Source organism: Pseudomonas schmalbachii, from assembly GCF_017589465.1.
Classification (GTDB): domain Bacteria; phylum Pseudomonadota; class Gammaproteobacteria; order Pseudomonadales; family Pseudomonadaceae; genus Pseudomonas; species Pseudomonas schmalbachii.
Genome location: NZ_JAELYA010000005.1, coordinates 358,091 through 373,579 on the forward strand (window position 1 = coordinate 358,091; position 15,489 = coordinate 373,579).

Annotated in this window: 14 protein-coding genes; 10 read left to right on the forward strand and 4 right to left on the reverse strand. The window is 64.0% G+C overall.

What is annotated here, in order from left to right; translation table 11 throughout:
- Window positions 1-4: 4 nt before the first annotated feature.
- From JFY56_RS15160 to pelG, 4 genes are read left to right on the forward strand one after another with little or no spacing between them, the layout of a single operon-like run.
- The gene (locus tag JFY56_RS15160; protein WP_208314664.1) at window positions 5-1,372 is read left to right on the forward strand and encodes a PelD GGDEF domain-containing protein; all 1,368 of its coding nucleotides are present in this window, start codon (window positions 5-7) and stop codon (window positions 1,370-1,372) included.
- Window positions 1,350-2,339: a HEAT repeat domain-containing protein gene (locus JFY56_RS15165; RefSeq protein ID WP_208314665.1), complete on the forward strand. Its 990-nt coding sequence runs from the start codon at window positions 1,350-1,352 to the stop codon at window positions 2,337-2,339. Before JFY56_RS15160 ends, JFY56_RS15165 begins: the two co-directional genes overlap by 23 nt.
- Complete coding sequence (pelF, locus tag JFY56_RS15170) at window positions 2,336-3,964, forward strand: GT4 family glycosyltransferase PelF (protein ID WP_208314666.1); 1,629 nt, start codon at window positions 2,336-2,338, stop codon at window positions 3,962-3,964. Before JFY56_RS15165 ends, pelF begins: the two co-directional genes overlap by 4 nt.
- On the forward strand, window positions 3,965-5,335 hold the full coding sequence (pelG, locus tag JFY56_RS15175; protein WP_208314667.1) for an exopolysaccharide Pel transporter PelG: 1,371 nt from the start codon (window positions 3,965-3,967) through the stop codon (window positions 5,333-5,335).
- Here the strand turns inward: pelG and JFY56_RS15180 are convergent.
- Window positions 5,332-5,544 carry a hypothetical protein gene (locus tag JFY56_RS15180; RefSeq protein WP_208314668.1) on the reverse strand — a complete coding sequence of 71 codons (213 nt, stop codon included), beginning with the start codon at window positions 5,542-5,544 and terminating at the stop codon, window positions 5,332-5,334. The two genes, pelG and JFY56_RS15180, sit on opposite strands and share 4 nt — an antisense overlap.
- Before the next feature lie 202 nt (window positions 5,545-5,746).
- Between JFY56_RS15180 and JFY56_RS15185 the strand changes: the two genes are divergently transcribed.
- A complete protein-coding gene (locus JFY56_RS15185) occupies window positions 5,747-6,277 on the forward strand; it encodes a hypothetical protein (RefSeq protein WP_208314669.1) in 531 nt (176 codons plus the stop codon).
- A gap of 3 nt (window positions 6,278-6,280) precedes the next feature.
- On the opposite strand, the gene JFY56_RS15190 is transcribed toward JFY56_RS15185, so the two are convergent.
- Complete coding sequence (locus JFY56_RS15190; RefSeq protein WP_208314670.1) at window positions 6,281-7,162, reverse strand: DUF6685 family protein; 882 nt, start codon at window positions 7,160-7,162, stop codon at window positions 6,281-6,283.
- Between the two features lie 249 nt (window positions 7,163-7,411).
- Between JFY56_RS15190 and JFY56_RS15195 the strand changes: the two genes are divergently transcribed.
- Window positions 7,412-8,149, forward strand: coding sequence for an NADPH-dependent F420 reductase (locus JFY56_RS15195; protein WP_236032712.1), 738 nt, complete (start codon window positions 7,412-7,414; stop codon window positions 8,147-8,149).
- Between the two features lie 114 nt (window positions 8,150-8,263).
- Window positions 8,264-9,286 (forward strand): quinone-dependent dihydroorotate dehydrogenase, encoded by a 1,023-nt coding sequence (locus JFY56_RS15200; protein WP_208314671.1) that lies wholly within the window; start codon window positions 8,264-8,266, stop codon window positions 9,284-9,286.
- A gap of 91 nt (window positions 9,287-9,377) precedes the next feature.
- Here the strand turns inward: JFY56_RS15200 and rmf are convergent, their stop codons facing one another.
- The gene (gene rmf, locus JFY56_RS15205) at window positions 9,378-9,596 is read right to left on the reverse strand and encodes a ribosome modulation factor (protein ID WP_208314672.1); all 219 of its coding nucleotides are present in this window, start codon (window positions 9,594-9,596) and stop codon (window positions 9,378-9,380) included.
- Window positions 9,597-10,075: 479 nt separating this feature from the next.
- Between rmf and rlmKL the strand changes: the two genes are divergently transcribed.
- Window positions 10,076-12,262 carry a bifunctional 23S rRNA (guanine(2069)-N(7))-methyltransferase RlmK/23S rRNA (guanine(2445)-N(2))-methyltransferase RlmL gene (gene rlmKL, locus JFY56_RS15210; protein ID WP_208314673.1) on the forward strand — a complete coding sequence of 729 codons (2,187 nt, stop codon included), beginning with the start codon at window positions 10,076-10,078 and terminating at the stop codon, window positions 12,260-12,262.
- A gap of 45 nt (window positions 12,263-12,307) precedes the next feature.
- Here the strand turns inward: rlmKL and dacB are convergent, their stop codons facing one another.
- Window positions 12,308-13,756 (reverse strand): D-alanyl-D-alanine carboxypeptidase/D-alanyl-D-alanine endopeptidase, encoded by a 1,449-nt coding sequence (gene dacB / locus JFY56_RS15215; protein WP_208314674.1) that lies wholly within the window; start codon window positions 13,754-13,756, stop codon window positions 12,308-12,310.
- Window positions 13,757-14,014: 258 nt separating this feature from the next.
- Between dacB and JFY56_RS15220 the strand changes: the two genes are divergently transcribed.
- A complete protein-coding gene (locus JFY56_RS15220) occupies window positions 14,015-14,359 on the forward strand; it encodes a YggL 50S ribosome-binding family protein (RefSeq protein WP_208314675.1) in 345 nt (114 codons plus the stop codon).
- 498 nt (window positions 14,360-14,857) lie between these two features.
- Window positions 14,858-15,484: a response regulator gene (locus JFY56_RS15225; RefSeq protein ID WP_208314676.1), complete on the forward strand. Its 627-nt coding sequence runs from the start codon at window positions 14,858-14,860 to the stop codon at window positions 15,482-15,484.
- The last annotated feature ends 5 nt before the right edge of the window (window positions 15,485-15,489 follow it).

A 15,489-nucleotide genomic window follows, 5' to 3' on the forward strand; every position in this document is an offset into this window, starting at 1 on the left:
GGCCATGCAGTCCGTCTACAGGCATTACATCCTGACCCCAAGCGCGGGTGGCGTCGCCTGGCTGGAGACGCTGGTGTTCACCTTTCTCGCCGTGGCCCTGGGCTGGTGGTACACGCCCGAGGACCCGCTGCTGGTCAAGGCGCCGTTTCCCTGGGTGATCCTGGCGCCCCTGCTGATCAGCATGCGCTATGGCTTCGTCCGCGGCCTGAGCAGCGCCGCGCTGCTGGTGGCGACGCTGCTGGTACTGCGCGCCAGCGGCTTGTCGACCTATGCCCAGCTGCCTGCCTCGTTCATCGTCGGGGTGCTGCTCTGCGCCATGCTGGTGGGCGAGTTCCGCGACCTCTGGGGGCGCCGGCTGGAGCGTCTGGACCTGGCCAACAACTACCGCCAGCTGCGCCTCGACGAATTCACCCGCGCCCACCACGTCCTGCGCATTTCCCACGACCGCCTGGAGCAGCGCATCGCCGGCAACGATCAGAGTCTGCGCAGCTCGCTGCTTGGCCTGCGCCAGAAGCTGCGCAGCCTGCCCCATGAGGACGATGCCCTCGCCAGCCTGGCGGAGAGCGTGCTTTCGCTGCTGGCGCCCTATGGTTCCCTGCGCATCGCCGGGCTCTACCGGGTGCACGACAATCGCCGGGTCGATCCGCGAGCGCTGGCCAGTATCGGCGACATGGGCCCGCTGGATGTCGAGGACCTGCTGGTAGGCCTGTGCCTGGAGCGCGGCGAACTGGTCAGCATCCGTCAGGAACTGCTCGATCAGGACGAGCAGCACCGCCACTCGCGCCTGCAGGTGTGCATACCGCTGGTGGATACCGAAGGGGGCATCCTGGCCATTCTCGCGGTGCAGCAGATGCCGTTCTTCATGTTCCACGAGCGCAATTTCAGCCTGCTGGCGATCCTCGCCGGGCATATCGCCGACATGCTGATGAGCGACCCGCAGGCGCTGCAACTCGAAGATACGGATGCGCAGCGCTTCAGCCAGTACCTCAAGCGTTCGCTGCTGGATGCCCGTGAGCATGACCTGCCGGCCTGCCTGTTCGCCTTCGAGCTGACCGATGCGCAGCACGGCGGGGAGCTGCAGCGACTGCTGGAAAGCAGCCAGCGTGGCCTCGACGTGCAGATCAGGGTGCGCAACGAGCGCGGCAACCGCGTGGTGCTGGTGCTGCTGCCGTTGACCTCGGAAGACAGTGCGCAGGGCTATCTGCGACGCCTGCACGATCTGTTTGCCGAGCGCTTCGGCAAATCCCGGTCGATGGAGGACCTGGGCGTCCGGACCTGGCAGTACGACCTGGCAGGGGGCGGCGAACGCGAAGCCCTGCGCAACTTCCTTTTCAACGGGTGCGGCCTGAATGATCAGCAAGTGGCTATTTAGCACGGCCCTGCTGTGCGAACTGGGCAGTTGGTTCTGTGTCACCGGCGATCTGCCGATCCTGCAGGCGGCCCTCCTGTATGCCTTCGCCCATGGCATCGGCAGCCTGCTGCTGGCCTACGGGGTGTGGTTGCTGCTGCCGGCGCGCTATCGCCGTCCGCTGCCGTGGAGCCTGTTGTTCATCTTCAGCCTGTCGTTCTTCGTGCCGTTGCTGGGATTCATCGGAGTAGCAGCTGCGGTATTCCCGGCTCTGTACCGGCCGCGCAGGCAGGCCGAGCAGCCCTGGCAGGCCATCGGCGTGCCGGAGCTGCCGTACCGTCCCCGCGAGCAGCGGCCCGAGCTGATGTTCAGCGACGGCGGCCTGGAGGATGTACTGCGCCATGCGCCCAACCCGGATCAGCGGCTGACGGCGATCTTCGCCACCCGGCGGATGCCCGGCAAGAGCGCCATCCCGATCCTCAAGCTGGCCTTGCGCGACCCAGCCGACGATGTGCGGCTGCTCGCCTACTCGATGCTCGACCAGCGGGAAAGCCACATCAACCAGCGTATCGAATCCTTCCTCAAGCGCCTGTCCTCGACCCCGCCGGAGCGCCATGCGTCCCTGCACGGCGCGCTGGCGCGCTGGTACTGGGAGCTGGCCTACATCGGCCTGGCCCAGGGCAGCGTTCTCGAACATGTTCTCGAACAGGCGCGGGAGCATGTGGTCAAGGCCCTGAAAAGCTCTTCCAGCGGCGAGATGTACCTGTTGGCGGGGCGGATCGTCATGGAGCAGGGACACCTCGAACTGGCCGCCGGTTTTCTGCGGCGGGCCCAGGCAGCCGGCGTGGTGGAAGACCAACTGGCTCCCTATCGCGCCGAGATCGCTTTCCGGCAACGTCATTACCGCGAGATTCCCGGGCTGCTTTGCAGCATGCCGGAGGGCATGTTGAGGCGCCCGCCGTTCGCGGCGTTGGTGAGGTACTGGTTATGAGTGAACAGCTGATCGCAAAACTCCGGGTGGCGCCCGCCATCGAGCTTCATCCGAGGACTCCGGCAGCCTTCGTGCGGCGACCGGGAGGGAAGCTGCCGGAGCGCGAGCAGGGTGTCGTGCCACCGGAGCCGGTCGCCGATGTCTGCCTGCTGCTGGAAGGTACCTGGCCCTATGTGCGGGGCGGCGTGTCGAGCTGGGTCAACCAGTTGATCCTCGGCCTGCCGGAGCTGACGTTCAGCGTGTTCTTCATCGGTGGGCAGCGCGCCGCCTACGGCAAGCGCCACTACGCGATACCGGACAACGTGGTGCATATCGAGGAACATTTCCTGGAGAGCGGTTGGACCGCGACCACCCGCGAGCCGCGCAAGGCCGGCCGCGACGTCGCCCAGGCGATGCGCGACGTGCACCACTTCCTGCACCACCCGGACGAGCCGGGCGTGGAGGAGGGCGAACGGGTGCTGGAGATCCTCGCCCGGGGCTGCATCGGCCGCGAGGCATTCCTGCACAGCCGGGCGAGCTGGGCGGCGATCACCGATGGCTATGCGCAGCACTGCAGCGATCCGTCCTTCATCAACTATTTCTGGACCATGCGCTCGATGCAGGCGCCGATCTTCATGCTGACCGAGGCGGCGCGGCGGATGCCGCGTGCGCGCATGCTGCATTCGATCTCCACCGGCTATGCCGGGCTGCTCGGCAGTGTGCTGCAGCGTCTCTGGGGCTGCAGCCTGCTGCTCAGCGAACACGGCATCTATACCAAGGAGCGCAAGATCGACCTGGCCCAGGCTGGCTGGATCGCGGAAAACCCGGACGAGAAACTGAGCACCGGCCTGGATGCCGAGATGAGCTATATCCGCCGCCTGTGGATTCGCTTCTTCGAGCGCATCGGCCTGCTGACCTATCATTCCGCCGATTCGATCATCGCGCTCTACGAGGGCAACCGCCGTCGCCAGATCCTCGATGGCGCCGATGCGGCACGCACCCGGGTGGTTCCCAATGGCATCGCCCTGGAAGCCTGGAACGGCGCTCTGGAGCGGCGGCCGGCGGGTATTCCGCCAGTGGTCGGGCTGGTCGGCCGGGTGGTGCCGATCAAGGATGTGAAGACCTTCATTCGCGCCATGCGCGGGGTGGTCAACAGCATGCCGGAGGCGGAAGGCTGGATCGTCGGCCCGGAGGAGGAAGACCCGGACTACGTCAGCGAATGCCGCAGCCTGATCGTCAGCCTCGGCCTGCAGGAAAAGGTCAGGTTCCTCGGCTTCCGCCAGATGAGCGAGCTGCTGCCGCAACTGGGCCTGATGGTGCTGACCTCGATCAGCGAGGCGCAGCCGCTGGTGATTCTCGAAGCCTGGGCCGCCGGCACGCCGGTGGTGAGCAGCGACGTCGGCTCCTGCCGCGAGCTGGTCGAGGGCATCGGTGCCGAAGACCGGGCATTGGGACTGGCGGGCGAGGTGGTGGCGATTGCCGACCCGCAGGCCACCACGCGCGCGATCCTCGGCCTGCTGCGCGACCCGCAGCGCTGGCGTGCGGCGCAGGCGGCCGGCCAGCAGCGGTTGCGCCGCTTCTACACCGAGGAGCTGATGCTCACGCGCTACCAGCAGCTATATCGTGAAGCCATGGAGACTGCATAGATGGCCGGAATCGGCTTCGAACTGCGCAAGATTCTGTCCCGCGACTCCTACTCCGCGACCCTGCGCGCCTACCTGTACGCCGGGCTGATCAGCTCCGGCCCCTGGGTCCTGTCGATCGTCAGCGTGATGCTGATCGGCATCCTGAGCATCGGTGTGGCGGGGCCGGACTTCCTCATCCGGCAGTTCCTCATCACGGTGACCTATCTGATGGCCTGCTCGCTGATCTTCACCGGCGGCCTGCAGCTGTTCTTCACCCGCTTCATCTCCGACCGCCTGTTCGAGAAGCAGCGTCAGCTGATCATGCCCAACCTGGTGGGCATCCTGCTGCTGGTGACTATCGCCTCGGGAACGCTCGCCATCGTCCTGCTCGGCACGCTGTTCGACGAGCCGTTCGCCTACCGCCTGCTGGTGATGGCGAACTTCGTGGTGCTGTGCGATCTCTGGCTGGTGATCATCTTCCTGTCGGGCATGAAGGCCTACCGGCGCATCCTCGGGGTGATGTTCGTCGGCTATCTGCTGATGGTGGTGTCCGCCTGGCTGCTGCGCTTCCTGCAACTGGAGGGACTGCTGCTGGGGCTGCTGATCGGCCACTCCAGCCTGCTGTTCGTCTTCCTCCACGACATCCTGCGCGAGTATCCGGCCGAGCGCATGGTGGCCTTCGATTTCCTCGACCGCCGCAAGGTGTTCGTCAGCCTGCTGCTGACCGGGCTCTGCTACAACCTGGGAATCTGGATCGACAAGTTCATTTTCTGGTTCAACCCGGTGACCTCGGATGCGGTGATAGGGCCACTGCGCGCATCGATCCTCTACGACCTGCCGATCTTCCTCGCCTACCTGTCGATCATTCCGGGCATGGCGGTATTCCTGGTGCGCATCGAGACCGATTTCGCCGAATGGTACGAGCGCGTCTTCGCGGCGATCCGCGGCGGCGAGACGTTGCAGCACATCGGCATGCTGAAGGAGCAGATGATTCTCTCCATCCGCCAGGCGCTGCTGGAAATCTGCAAGGTGCAGGGGCTGACCGTGGTCCTGCTGGTGCTGCTGGCGGCGGACCTGCTGGAGTGGCTGGGAATCTCCCGCCACTATCTGCCGCTGTTCTATGTCGACGTGATCGGCGTGAGCATCCAGGTGGTGTTCATGGCGCTGCTCAACGTGTTCTTCTACCTGGACAAGCGCACCATCGTGCTGCAGTTGTGCGTGCTTTTCGTACTGCTCAACGGTGGGTTGACGCTGTTCAGCCAGATGCTCGGGCCGAGCTGGTTCGGCTATGGTTTCACCCTGTCGCTGCTGGTCTGCGTGCTGCTGGGGCTGTACCGGTTGAACGTGGCGCTGGATGATCTGGAATATGAGACGTTCATGCTCAAGCGTTAGATGCCGGAGCCTTGGCCGGAAGGTTCGCTCAGTGCTCGCCTGTACTTCGCATAGTTCTCGCGCGAGATGCTGCTGGCGCCGAGCAGTTCGACGGCGAAGGACTTGATCTCGGATTTGCTGTAGACGCGCTCGGGCTGGACTTCGTGGCTGGAACAACCCGCCAGGAACAGCGGTGTGGCGAGGACAAGAGCGGCGAGTGTTCGGTTCATCTGTGGGCACCCGGAGACGGTCTAGTGGGACGGACTCAGGCTAGCAACGGCCCGAAGCACGCGGAAATCATCCCGGTCGATAGTGGATATCGCTCGGGAGGACATCCGACCTGCCCTCGGCGACCAAGGTTCCCTGGCTGCAGCACTCTCCAGCGATTCGAGCTATCCTTCGCGCCCTCGTCATCGCCTCGGAATACCTTCAATGAAAGACCAGATTGCCGAACTTATCTCCCTGATCAGCACGGGTTGCATGGGTGAAGAGGAAATAAGCCGGATCGCCGATGAGGCCGCCCAGGCCTATGCCGATCCCGAGGCGTTCCTGAAGGCCAATCCGGACGTGAACTATGACGATTCTTTCCCCATTCCGCTGGGCGAATGGGTGGTGGTCGGCAGCCTGCCGGATATCGTGCTGTTCCAGGCGGACAGCTACGCCGAGCTGTTCCAGAACATCGTCGCGTCGTTCGACAAGGGCGTGTCGTTCGTGCTCAAGCCCAAGCAACTTGAGAAGACCGAGCCGCTCACCGCGCTCAATCGCATCCAGGTGCAACTGAGCGCCCTGTATCCGGAGAAGGGCGGTTATGTGCTGCTGGACTTCAGCGAGCCGCTGGACGACGAACTGCAGGCGGTGCTGGTCTACCGCGGCGACCTGCAGCGGGTGATGGAGCTGTGCGTGGAGATCGGCATTCCCGCCGCGCCGGCCCTGGAGGCGCTGCAGCAGGCGTCGCAGGAATAGCCTTCAGCTGCCGCGAGTGCTGGATTCACTGGCGCGCAGGTAGCTCACCAGGTCGCTGGCGCCGATGGCCCGCAGCCCCAGGCCGAACGCATGGGCTTGCGGGTGATCCTTGGGCAGCAGCAGGCTTTCCGGCGTTTCCGTGTTGAACAGGCCGAGGCGCGCGTAGGGTAGGCCGGTGTCCAGCAGCAGTTCCATGAACGCCGGATCGCTCCACGCTTGGGACGGCATGGCCAGCAGGTGGTAGCGCCGGTCGAGATCGTTCAGGGCGGCAGAGTTCAGGCGGTAGCGGCGGATGGTTACCGGGAGGCAGATCTCCAGGCCGCGTCGGCGGGCGTAGACCACCGCGCTGGCGAACTCGCCGGGATGATTCTCGTTGATGCGGAACAGGCGCTCGCCATGCCAGCTGGCCTGGCGCAGATGCAGCCTTTCGTTGCGTTCGAAGCCAGGCACGGCGGTGCCGAGCACGCGGGTGAAATCCTTGTAGCTGATGATGCGCAGCTTGCGGCAGGCATCGCTGGCGGCCAGCGCTTCCAGGTCGGGCAGGCTGCTGCTGCCCATCGGGCCGCGGCTGCAGAGGCCGTCGATGCGACGGATGTCCAGCGTGGGCAGGCTTTCCTGCTGCCATTCCACCAGACAGGTCAGCATCGCGTGGGCACGCGCCTTGTCCTCCTGCACCGGCCCGGAGAGCGCGCCGCGCGGCAGGTCGATCAGGCGAAACAGCGGCGGACCGGATTGCCAGCCGATGCCAGCCGCTGCCGCCACGGGCTTGGTGAATACCAGCGACAGGGCTTGTGTGCGCTCGGCGATGTCGTGGGTGTCTCCCGGCCTCAGGCCCAGGCGCTGGGCGAGGGTGGCGAGACGACGAGTCACGCTGAGTTGGCTCATGGCTGGCGGAAGTCTCCTGGCGGGGGTACGACAAAACTCACTAAGCATAGGAAAGAGGCTTTCCGCTGTCGCGGGTAATTTGCCGCAGGCCTCCGGCGTGTTCGCTTTTGCTGCGCGACTCGACCGGCAAGTTGCCGCAGCTGAAAAACGCCGACACGAATGACCGCGGCCGCCCGACAGACGGCCGCCTGTACCGGGGCGAGCGGGCCAGACTGGAGCATTCGGGTGGAATGCGTGGAGGGCAGGGCGATGAGCGCATCGAGGAGCTTCATCGGTCGGATGGCCGGGGTTCTGCTGGTTGCCGGCCTGGCATTGGCCTCGGGGTTGACCGGCGCCGCCGAGGAGCGGGCCGAGGCGGTGAAGATCGGCATCATCGGCACCGGCAATATCGGCTCCGCCCTGGCCCGGCTCTGGGTCGATGCCGGGCATGAGGTGCTGCTTTCGTCGCGTCACCCGGAGAGCCTGCAGTCCCTGGCCGCCGAGCTGGGGCCACGGGCGCGTACCGGCACGCCACGCGAGGCGGCGGCCTTCGGCAAGGTGATCCTGCTCGCCGTGCCCTACGGCGCGACTCCGCAGATCGGCCGCGACTATGCCGCCGAGATGGCCGGCAAGGTGGTGCTGGATGCCGGCAATCCCATTCCCACCCGCGACGGTCCTATGGCCGAGGAAGCGCGACAGCAGGGAGCAGGGCTCGCGTCCAGGGGTTTCCTGCCCGGAGTGCGCCTGGTGCGTGCCTTCAATGCGATCTCCGCCGGCAATATCCGCAGCCAGGCCCATCGCAGCGGGGAGAAGCTCGGCATCCCGCTGGCCGGTGACGATCCGCAGGCGCTGGAAGTGGCCAGCGGCCTGGTGCGCGACGCCGGCTTCGACCCGGTGATCGTCGGCCCGCTCAGCAGCGCCAAGCGTTTCGATTACGGCACCGGTATCTCGGCGAAGGCACTGACCGCCCGGGGGCTGCGCGAAGAGCTCGGGTTGCCGCAGCCCTGAGCGGTTCGCTGTGCGTTTGATGAGGCGGCGTGGCGATGGACGTTCTGCCGCCTCGCCCGAGGCCGGAGCGGCCGGCTATAATGACGCCCCCTTTTAGCCGACCGATGCCCGACCATGTATAGCCTGGCCCGCGAGCTCCTGTTCAAGCTGTCCCCGGAAACCTCCCACGAACTGTCCATCGACCTGATCGGTGCCGGTGGCCGTCTCGGCCTGAACCGCCTGTTCAACAAGGCGCCGGCCAGCCTGCCGGTGACGGTGATGGGGCTGGATTTCCCCAACCCGGTCGGCCTGGCCGCAGGGCTGGACAAGAACGGCGACGCCATCGACGGCTTCGCCCAGTTGGGCTTTGGTTTCGTCGAGATCGGCACCGTCACGCCGCGTCCGCAACCGGGCAATCCGAAGCCGCGGCTGTTCCGTCTGCCCGAGGCGACGGCGATCATCAACCGCATGGGCTTCAACAATCATGGCGTCGACCATCTGGTCGCGCGGGTCAAGGCGGCGAAGTACAAGGGCATCCTGGGCATCAATATCGGCAAGAATTTCGATACGCCGGTCGAGCGCGCGGTGGACGACTACCTGATCTGCCTGGACAAGGTCTATGCGCACGCCAGCTACGTCACGGTGAACGTCAGCTCGCCGAACACTCCCGGCCTGCGCAGCCTGCAGTTCGGCGACTCGCTGCGGCAACTGCTGGAGGCCCTGCGCCAGCGCCAGGAGGATCTGGCCGAGCAGTATGGCCGACGGGTTCCGCTGGCGATCAAGATCGCTCCGGACATGAGCGACGAGGAAACCGCGCTGGTGGCCGCCGCGCTGGTCGAGGCGGGCATGGATGCGGTGATCGCCACCAACACCACGCTGGGGCGGGAAGGGGTCGAGGGGTTGCCGTTCGGTGACGAGGCCGGTGGTCTTTCCGGTGCGCCGGTGCGCGAGAAGAGCACGCATATCGTCAAGGTGCTGGCCGGTGAGCTGGGTGGCCGCCTGCCGATCATCGCCGCGGGCGGAATCACCGAGGGCGTCCATGCGGCCGAGAAGATCGCCGCGGGCGCGAGCCTGGTGCAGATCTACTCCGGCTTCATCTATAAAGGGCCGGCGCTGATCCGCGAGGCGGTGGATGCGATTGCCGCAGCGAAGAAATAGCCTGTAATAAAAAGGGCTCCTTTCGGAGCCCTGGGGCTTGCGCCCTGCCGCCCGGATGGGGCGGCCTGGGTAAAGTCGGTGTGATCCTGGATCAGGCGTTTGCGTGTTGAATCTGATTCAGACGTTGCACCCCAGCGGTGCCGGTAAGGCCATCCCAGTTGTCGCCACGACCTTCACGCCAGCCGTTCAGCCAGGATTGTCGTGTGGTGGGATGGGTAAAAGGACAAAGATCACGGGATTTCCCGCTGACGCCGTATTGATAACCGCGCAAAAAAGCTCTTTCCAACGGATCACGCTTAAGTCTTCTCATCGGGTGTTGCCCTCACTGTTGACTGTTATGTCCCGTTGGCCCCCCTTGGAGGCCTGGCGGAAAGCACCGCCAATGGGGTTCATTGCCGGCGTGACGAACCCCATCCGCCATCATTGCGATGACGGGTTAAGCTGAGTTCTAACCAATGCGCATGACGCTGTGAACAACCAATTTGTAATAAAGACTTAACTCTTCTGGGCTGAAAGCCTCAGTTATTTCTGGAAATCGAAGTGCCATTACGGCTAAACCCGCCTGGGGCGGGAGTTTGTAGTGGATGTGGAGTGAGCGGGAACTCAAATGAGATTTCCTCTCATCCCGACGAGTGGGGCGAGAAGTGCGGCTCACGGTCGCAGACCGGCAAGGCCGTTGCCCCTGAAAATGATCAACAGCGTTCCGTTTCCCTGCTGTGAAGCGGAATTGGCTGATATGGCGCCCGATTCGGCGCCGTCTGAAGAGGGCTGCGGCCCGGGAAAGCTTGCATGGCGGAAATCTACGAACTGTTCCTTACCTGTCCCAAGGGACTCGATGGCCTGTTGCTGGAGGAGGCCCAGGCGCTCGGCCTGCAGCAGGCGCGGGCGCAGGTTTCCGCGGTGCGCGGCGAGGGCGATCTGGAAACGGCATATCGCCTGTGCCTGTGGTCGCGCCTGGCCAACCGGGTGCTGATGGTGCTCGCGCGGTTCCCGGTGGCGGACGCCGAGGAACTCTACATGGGCGTGCGCAATGTCCCGTGGAGCGATCACCTGGACGCGGGCGGCAGCCTGGCAGTGGAGTTCAGCGGGCGCGGCTCGGGTATCGACAACACCCACTTCGGCGCCCTGAAGGTCAAGGATGCCATCGTCGATAGCCTGCGTGCCGAGTTCGGCCACCGGCCGACCGTGGACAAGGTCAACCCGGATATCCGCGTGCATCTGCACCTCGATCGCGGCCAGGCGGTGCTGTCCCTCGATCTGTCCGGACACAGCCTGCATCAGCGCGGCTACCGCCTGCAGCAGGGCGCCGCGCCGCTGAAGGAAAACCTTGCCGCGGCAATCCTGATTCGCGCCGGCTGGCCGAAGATCGCCGCGGAAGGCGGCGCTCTGTCCGACCCGATGTGCGGTGTCGGGACCTTCCTGGTCGAGGCTGCGCTGATGGCTGCCGACATCGCGCCGAACCTCAAGCGCGAGCGCTGGGGGTTCAGCCAGTGGCTGGGGCATATCCCGGTGCTGTGGAAGAAGCTGCTGGAGGACGCGGAGCAGCGGGCGGCTGCCGGACTGGCGAAGACGCCGCTGTGGATTCGCGGTTACGAGGCCGATCCCCGGCTGATCCAGCCGGCGCGCAACAATATCGAGCGGGCCGGTCTCGGCGAGTGGGTGAAGGTGTATCAGGGCGAGCTGGCCACTTTCGAGCCGCGCCCGGACAAGGGCCAGCGCGGCCTGGTGATCTGCAACCCGCCCTATGGCGAGCGTCTCGGTGACGAGGCGAGCCTGCTCTATCTCTACCAGAACCTTGGCGAGCGCCTGCGCCAGAGCTGCCTGGGCTGGAGCGCCGGCGTATTCACCGGCGCCCCGGAGCTGGGCAAGCGCATGGGCATCCGCAGCCACAAGCAATACGCCTTCTGGAACGGTGCGCTGCCCTGCAAACTGCTGATGCTGGATATCGATCCGCGTCAGTTCGTCACCGGCGAGCGTGGCGAATCGCGCGACGGACGCGAGCCGGCGGCAGCAGCGGCCGAGCCGGCGCGGCTCAGCGAGGGCGGGCAGATGTTCGCCAACCGCCTGCAGAAGAACCTCAAGCAACTGGGCAAGTGGGCGCGCCGGGAAAAGGTTGAATGCTATCGCCTGTATGACGCCGACATGCCGGAATACGCGCTGGCCGTGGATATCTATCGCGACTGGGCGCATGTCCAGGAATATGCCGCGCCGAAATCCATCGATCCGGCCAAGGCCCAGGCCCGTCTGCTCGATGCGCTGGCGGCCTTGCCGCAGGCACTGGACATTCCGCCGGAGCGCATCGTGGTCAAGCGCCGCGAGCGACAGGTCGGCAAGAAGCAGTACGAACGGCAGAACACCGAAGGCCGCTTCATGGAGGTCCAGGAAGGCGGGGTGAAGCTGCTGGTCAACCTGGCCGACTACCTCGATACCGGCCTGTTCCTCGACCATCGTCCGATGCGCATGCGTATCCAGCGCGAGGCGGAGGGCAAGCGTTTCCTCAACCTGTTCTGCTACACCGCCACCGCGACCGTGCATGCGGCCAGGGGTGGTGCGCGCAGCACCACCAGCGTGGACCTGTCGCGGACCTACCTCGACTGGGGCCGGCGCAATCTCTCGTTGAACGGCTTCTCCGACAAGCAGCGCCTGGTGCAGAGCAACGTCATGGAATGGCTGCGCGAGGATCGTGGCGAATACGACCTGATCTTCATCGACCCGCCGACCTTCTCCAACTCCAAGCGCATGGAAGGGGTGTTCGATGTGCAGCGCGACCACGTCGAACTGATCGACCTGGCCATGGCACGGCTGGCGAAGGGTGGTGTTCTGTACTTCTCGAACAACTTCCGCAAGTTCGAGATGGATGAAGGGGTGATGGCGCGCTACCAGGTCGAGGACATCAGCGCCCAGACGCTGGACCCCGACTTCGCGCGCAACGCCAGGATTCACAAAGCCTGGCGCATCACCGTGCGCGGAGCATGAGCTGGGGAAGGACCGCCGCGCCGTTGCAGCGCGGCGGCCTGGTGATCAGCGTGCCGCGCTGCGCTTGGTGGTGCTGTAGAGGTCCAGCAGCACCTGGTCGAGAATCGACGATGCGCCCCACGGCCGGTTGCTGTTGAGGATCGCCACTACCACCCAGTTGTTGCCGGTGGCATCGCGGCTGAAGCCGGCCAGGGCGCGAACGGTGTTCAGCGTGCCGGTCTTCACATGCGCTTCGCCCGCCATCGGCGTGCTGCGCAGGCGTTTGCGCATGGTGCCGTCCATCGCCACGATCGGCAGTGAGGAAACGAACTCCGCCGAATAGGGGCTGTGCCAGGCAGCCTGCAGCATGGCCGCCATCTCGCGGGCGCTGACGCGCTCGTCACGCGAGAGGCCCGAGCCGTTCTCCATCACCAGGTGCGAGGCGATGATGCCCTTGCGCGCCAGCCACTGGCGGATCGCCCGCTGTGCCGCCTGGCCGTCGTTGGCGTCCGCGCTGGTACGGTTTTGCGCGCCAATGGACAGGAACAGCTGCCGCGCCATGGTGTTGTTGCTGTACTTGTTGATGTCGCGAATGATCTCGACGACGTCCGGGGAGAACGCCCGCGCCACCAGCGTGGCGCTCTTCGGCACGTTGCCCTGGCGGTCCTTGCCGAGGATGCTGCCGCCGAGCTCCTGCCAGATGCCACGCACGGCGCCAGCCGTGTAGGTCGGATGGTCGAGCAGCGACATGTAGGTCTGCGCGCTGCAGCCCTGGGGGATCTGCCCGGTCGCCACCAGGTTGGCACCGTCGAATTGCGTCACGGGGTTGAAGCGCAGTTTCGGCCACGAGGGGCAGGTGGCCGGGGCGGTCACCTTGATCTGGTTCTCGATCCGCACGTTGGCCAGTGGCGGGTCCATCAGGACCGTGGCCTTGCCGGCATCGCTGCGTACCACCAGGCGAACGCTCTTCAGGTTGACCAGCAGCGAATCCGGGCCGACCAGGAACGGCTTGTTGTCGTCGCCGCCATCGTCATTGAATACCGGCAACTGCGGGGCGTTGAAATAGCCGCGGTCGAGCACCAGGTCGCCAGTGACTTTCTGCACGCCATTGGCGCGCAGGTCGCGCATCAGCAGCCAGAGCCTTTCCAGGTTCAGCTTGGGGTCGCCGCCTCCCTTGAGGTACAGGTTGCCGTTGAGCACGCCATTCTTCAGTTGGCCATCGGTATAGAACTCGGTCTTCCACTGGTAGGTCGGACCGAGCATTTCCAGTGCGGCGTAGGTCGTGAACAGCTTCATGGTCGACGCCGGGTTCACCGAAACGTCGGAGTTGAAGTAGGTCGGGTTGCCGGGACCATCGAGCGGAATCAGCACCAGCGACAGTGCATCGTTGGTCAGCTTGCTGGCCTTGAGGGCCTTCTCGACCCTGACCGGCAGGGTCGTATTGATCTGGGCCAGCGCTGGTACGGTGAAGGGCAACAGCGTGGCAAGGGCTATGGCGCGCAATGACTTGAACATTTTTGAGAGTGACATTCCAGGCAAGGCAGTGACAGGTAAGAAAGGGCAGGACGTTGGAATATTTACGTGCTGGTCTGGACCTGCCGGCGCATTATGCCGCAAGCCGAACGGTGATGCGCCTGCATTCTGGGCAATCGTCGGCTGTCGCCAGGAATGCGACGGACTACCGGCCGGCCTGTCGCTCGCCTGAAGCGACGACGCCCGTCGACTACACTGCGGAGGCTGGCAACCAGTCCCCTGGAGAAGGAGCCTCATCCCATGGCCACCAATCGTTCCCGTCGCCTGCGCAAGAAGCTCTGCGTCGACGAATTCCAGGAGTTGGGCTTCGAACTGAGCTTCCAGTTCAAGGAAGGACTCGCCGACGGTGCGACGGAGGAATTCCTCCAGCGTTTCGAAGCTGCGGTGCTGGCGCCGAACGAACTGAGTTACGCAGGTTGCGACGAGTTCGGCTTCATCTGTCTGGCTCGACGTGGTTCGGTCAGCGAAGAGCAGCGGGCGCTGGTCGATGGCTGGCTGAAACAACAGTCGGAACTGGAGAAGTTCACCATCAGCCCGTTGATGGATGCCTGGTATCCCGATCAGCCGATTCATTCTCCGGCCTGATCGCCGGGAATAGTTCGGCGGCGTCCCTGTCTGTATTGCGGCCGGCTCTGCCTTGCAGAGTTGTTGGCTGATTACTTTGCAATTAATTCTTACGAAAATTTCTTCGTGTCCAGCTTTCGGAATATCGATCGATCCTGGGTCGATAGGGGTATTAATTAACTCCTGATCCGAAGTCCGGGGTTGTTGTTTTCAATTGGATTAATCTGAAATCCATGGATTCATGGAACTCTGCCGAATGGGAAAAAGTTGTAAGGGATATTCGTTGGTGGCAGCGGAATATTTCTCCGGGCTGGATGTTTCTTGTGGCAGGGGATTAGGACTTCCGCATGGATGCGTGTCCATGCTTCGGAGTCGTGTAGGGGGTGGATTTTTATCACGTAGGATTTTTCTTAAGACTAGTAAATTGAGAGGGATAGACCTCGACAGAATCCATCCGGGAGATATCTTGCGTGCAATCGCATTCGTGTGAATGCAGGTTGTTTTTTCCGGAGGAGTACTGTGAGCAAGATTCTTATCGTAGATGATCACCCCGTCATACGCATGGCGATGCGTGTATTGCTGGAAAAGGAGAACCACGCGATTGTCGGCGAGACAGACAACGGCGTCGACGCCCTGTCCCTGGCCAAAGAGCTGATTCCGGAACTTGTCATTCTCGATATCGGAATTCCGAAACTCGATGGACTGGAAGTCATCAGCCGTCTTTCGGCCTTCGACCTGCCGATGAAAGTTCTCGTCCTGACCGGACAGAGTGCCTCATTGTTTGCCATGCGTTGCATGCAGGCCGGCGCTTCGGGATTCGTTTGCAAACAGGGCGGATTGGCGGAGTTGATGAGTGCGGTCAATGCAGTGATCGCCGGATACAACTACTTCCCCAGTACTGCAATTCGTCCCAGCCGCAGGAATGGCGGTCATATGGACGATCAGGAACTCATCCAGAGACTTTCCGACCGGGAAATGGCAGTTCTTCAATACCTGGCCAATGGCTATTCCAACAAGGAAATATCCGATCAGATGTTCATCAGCAACAAGACGGTCAGTACCTACAAGACCCGCCTGCTGCTGAAACTCAATGCCCATTCGCTGGTCGATCTGATCGAATTCGCCAAGCGCAACGCGCTGGTTTGAGGTCG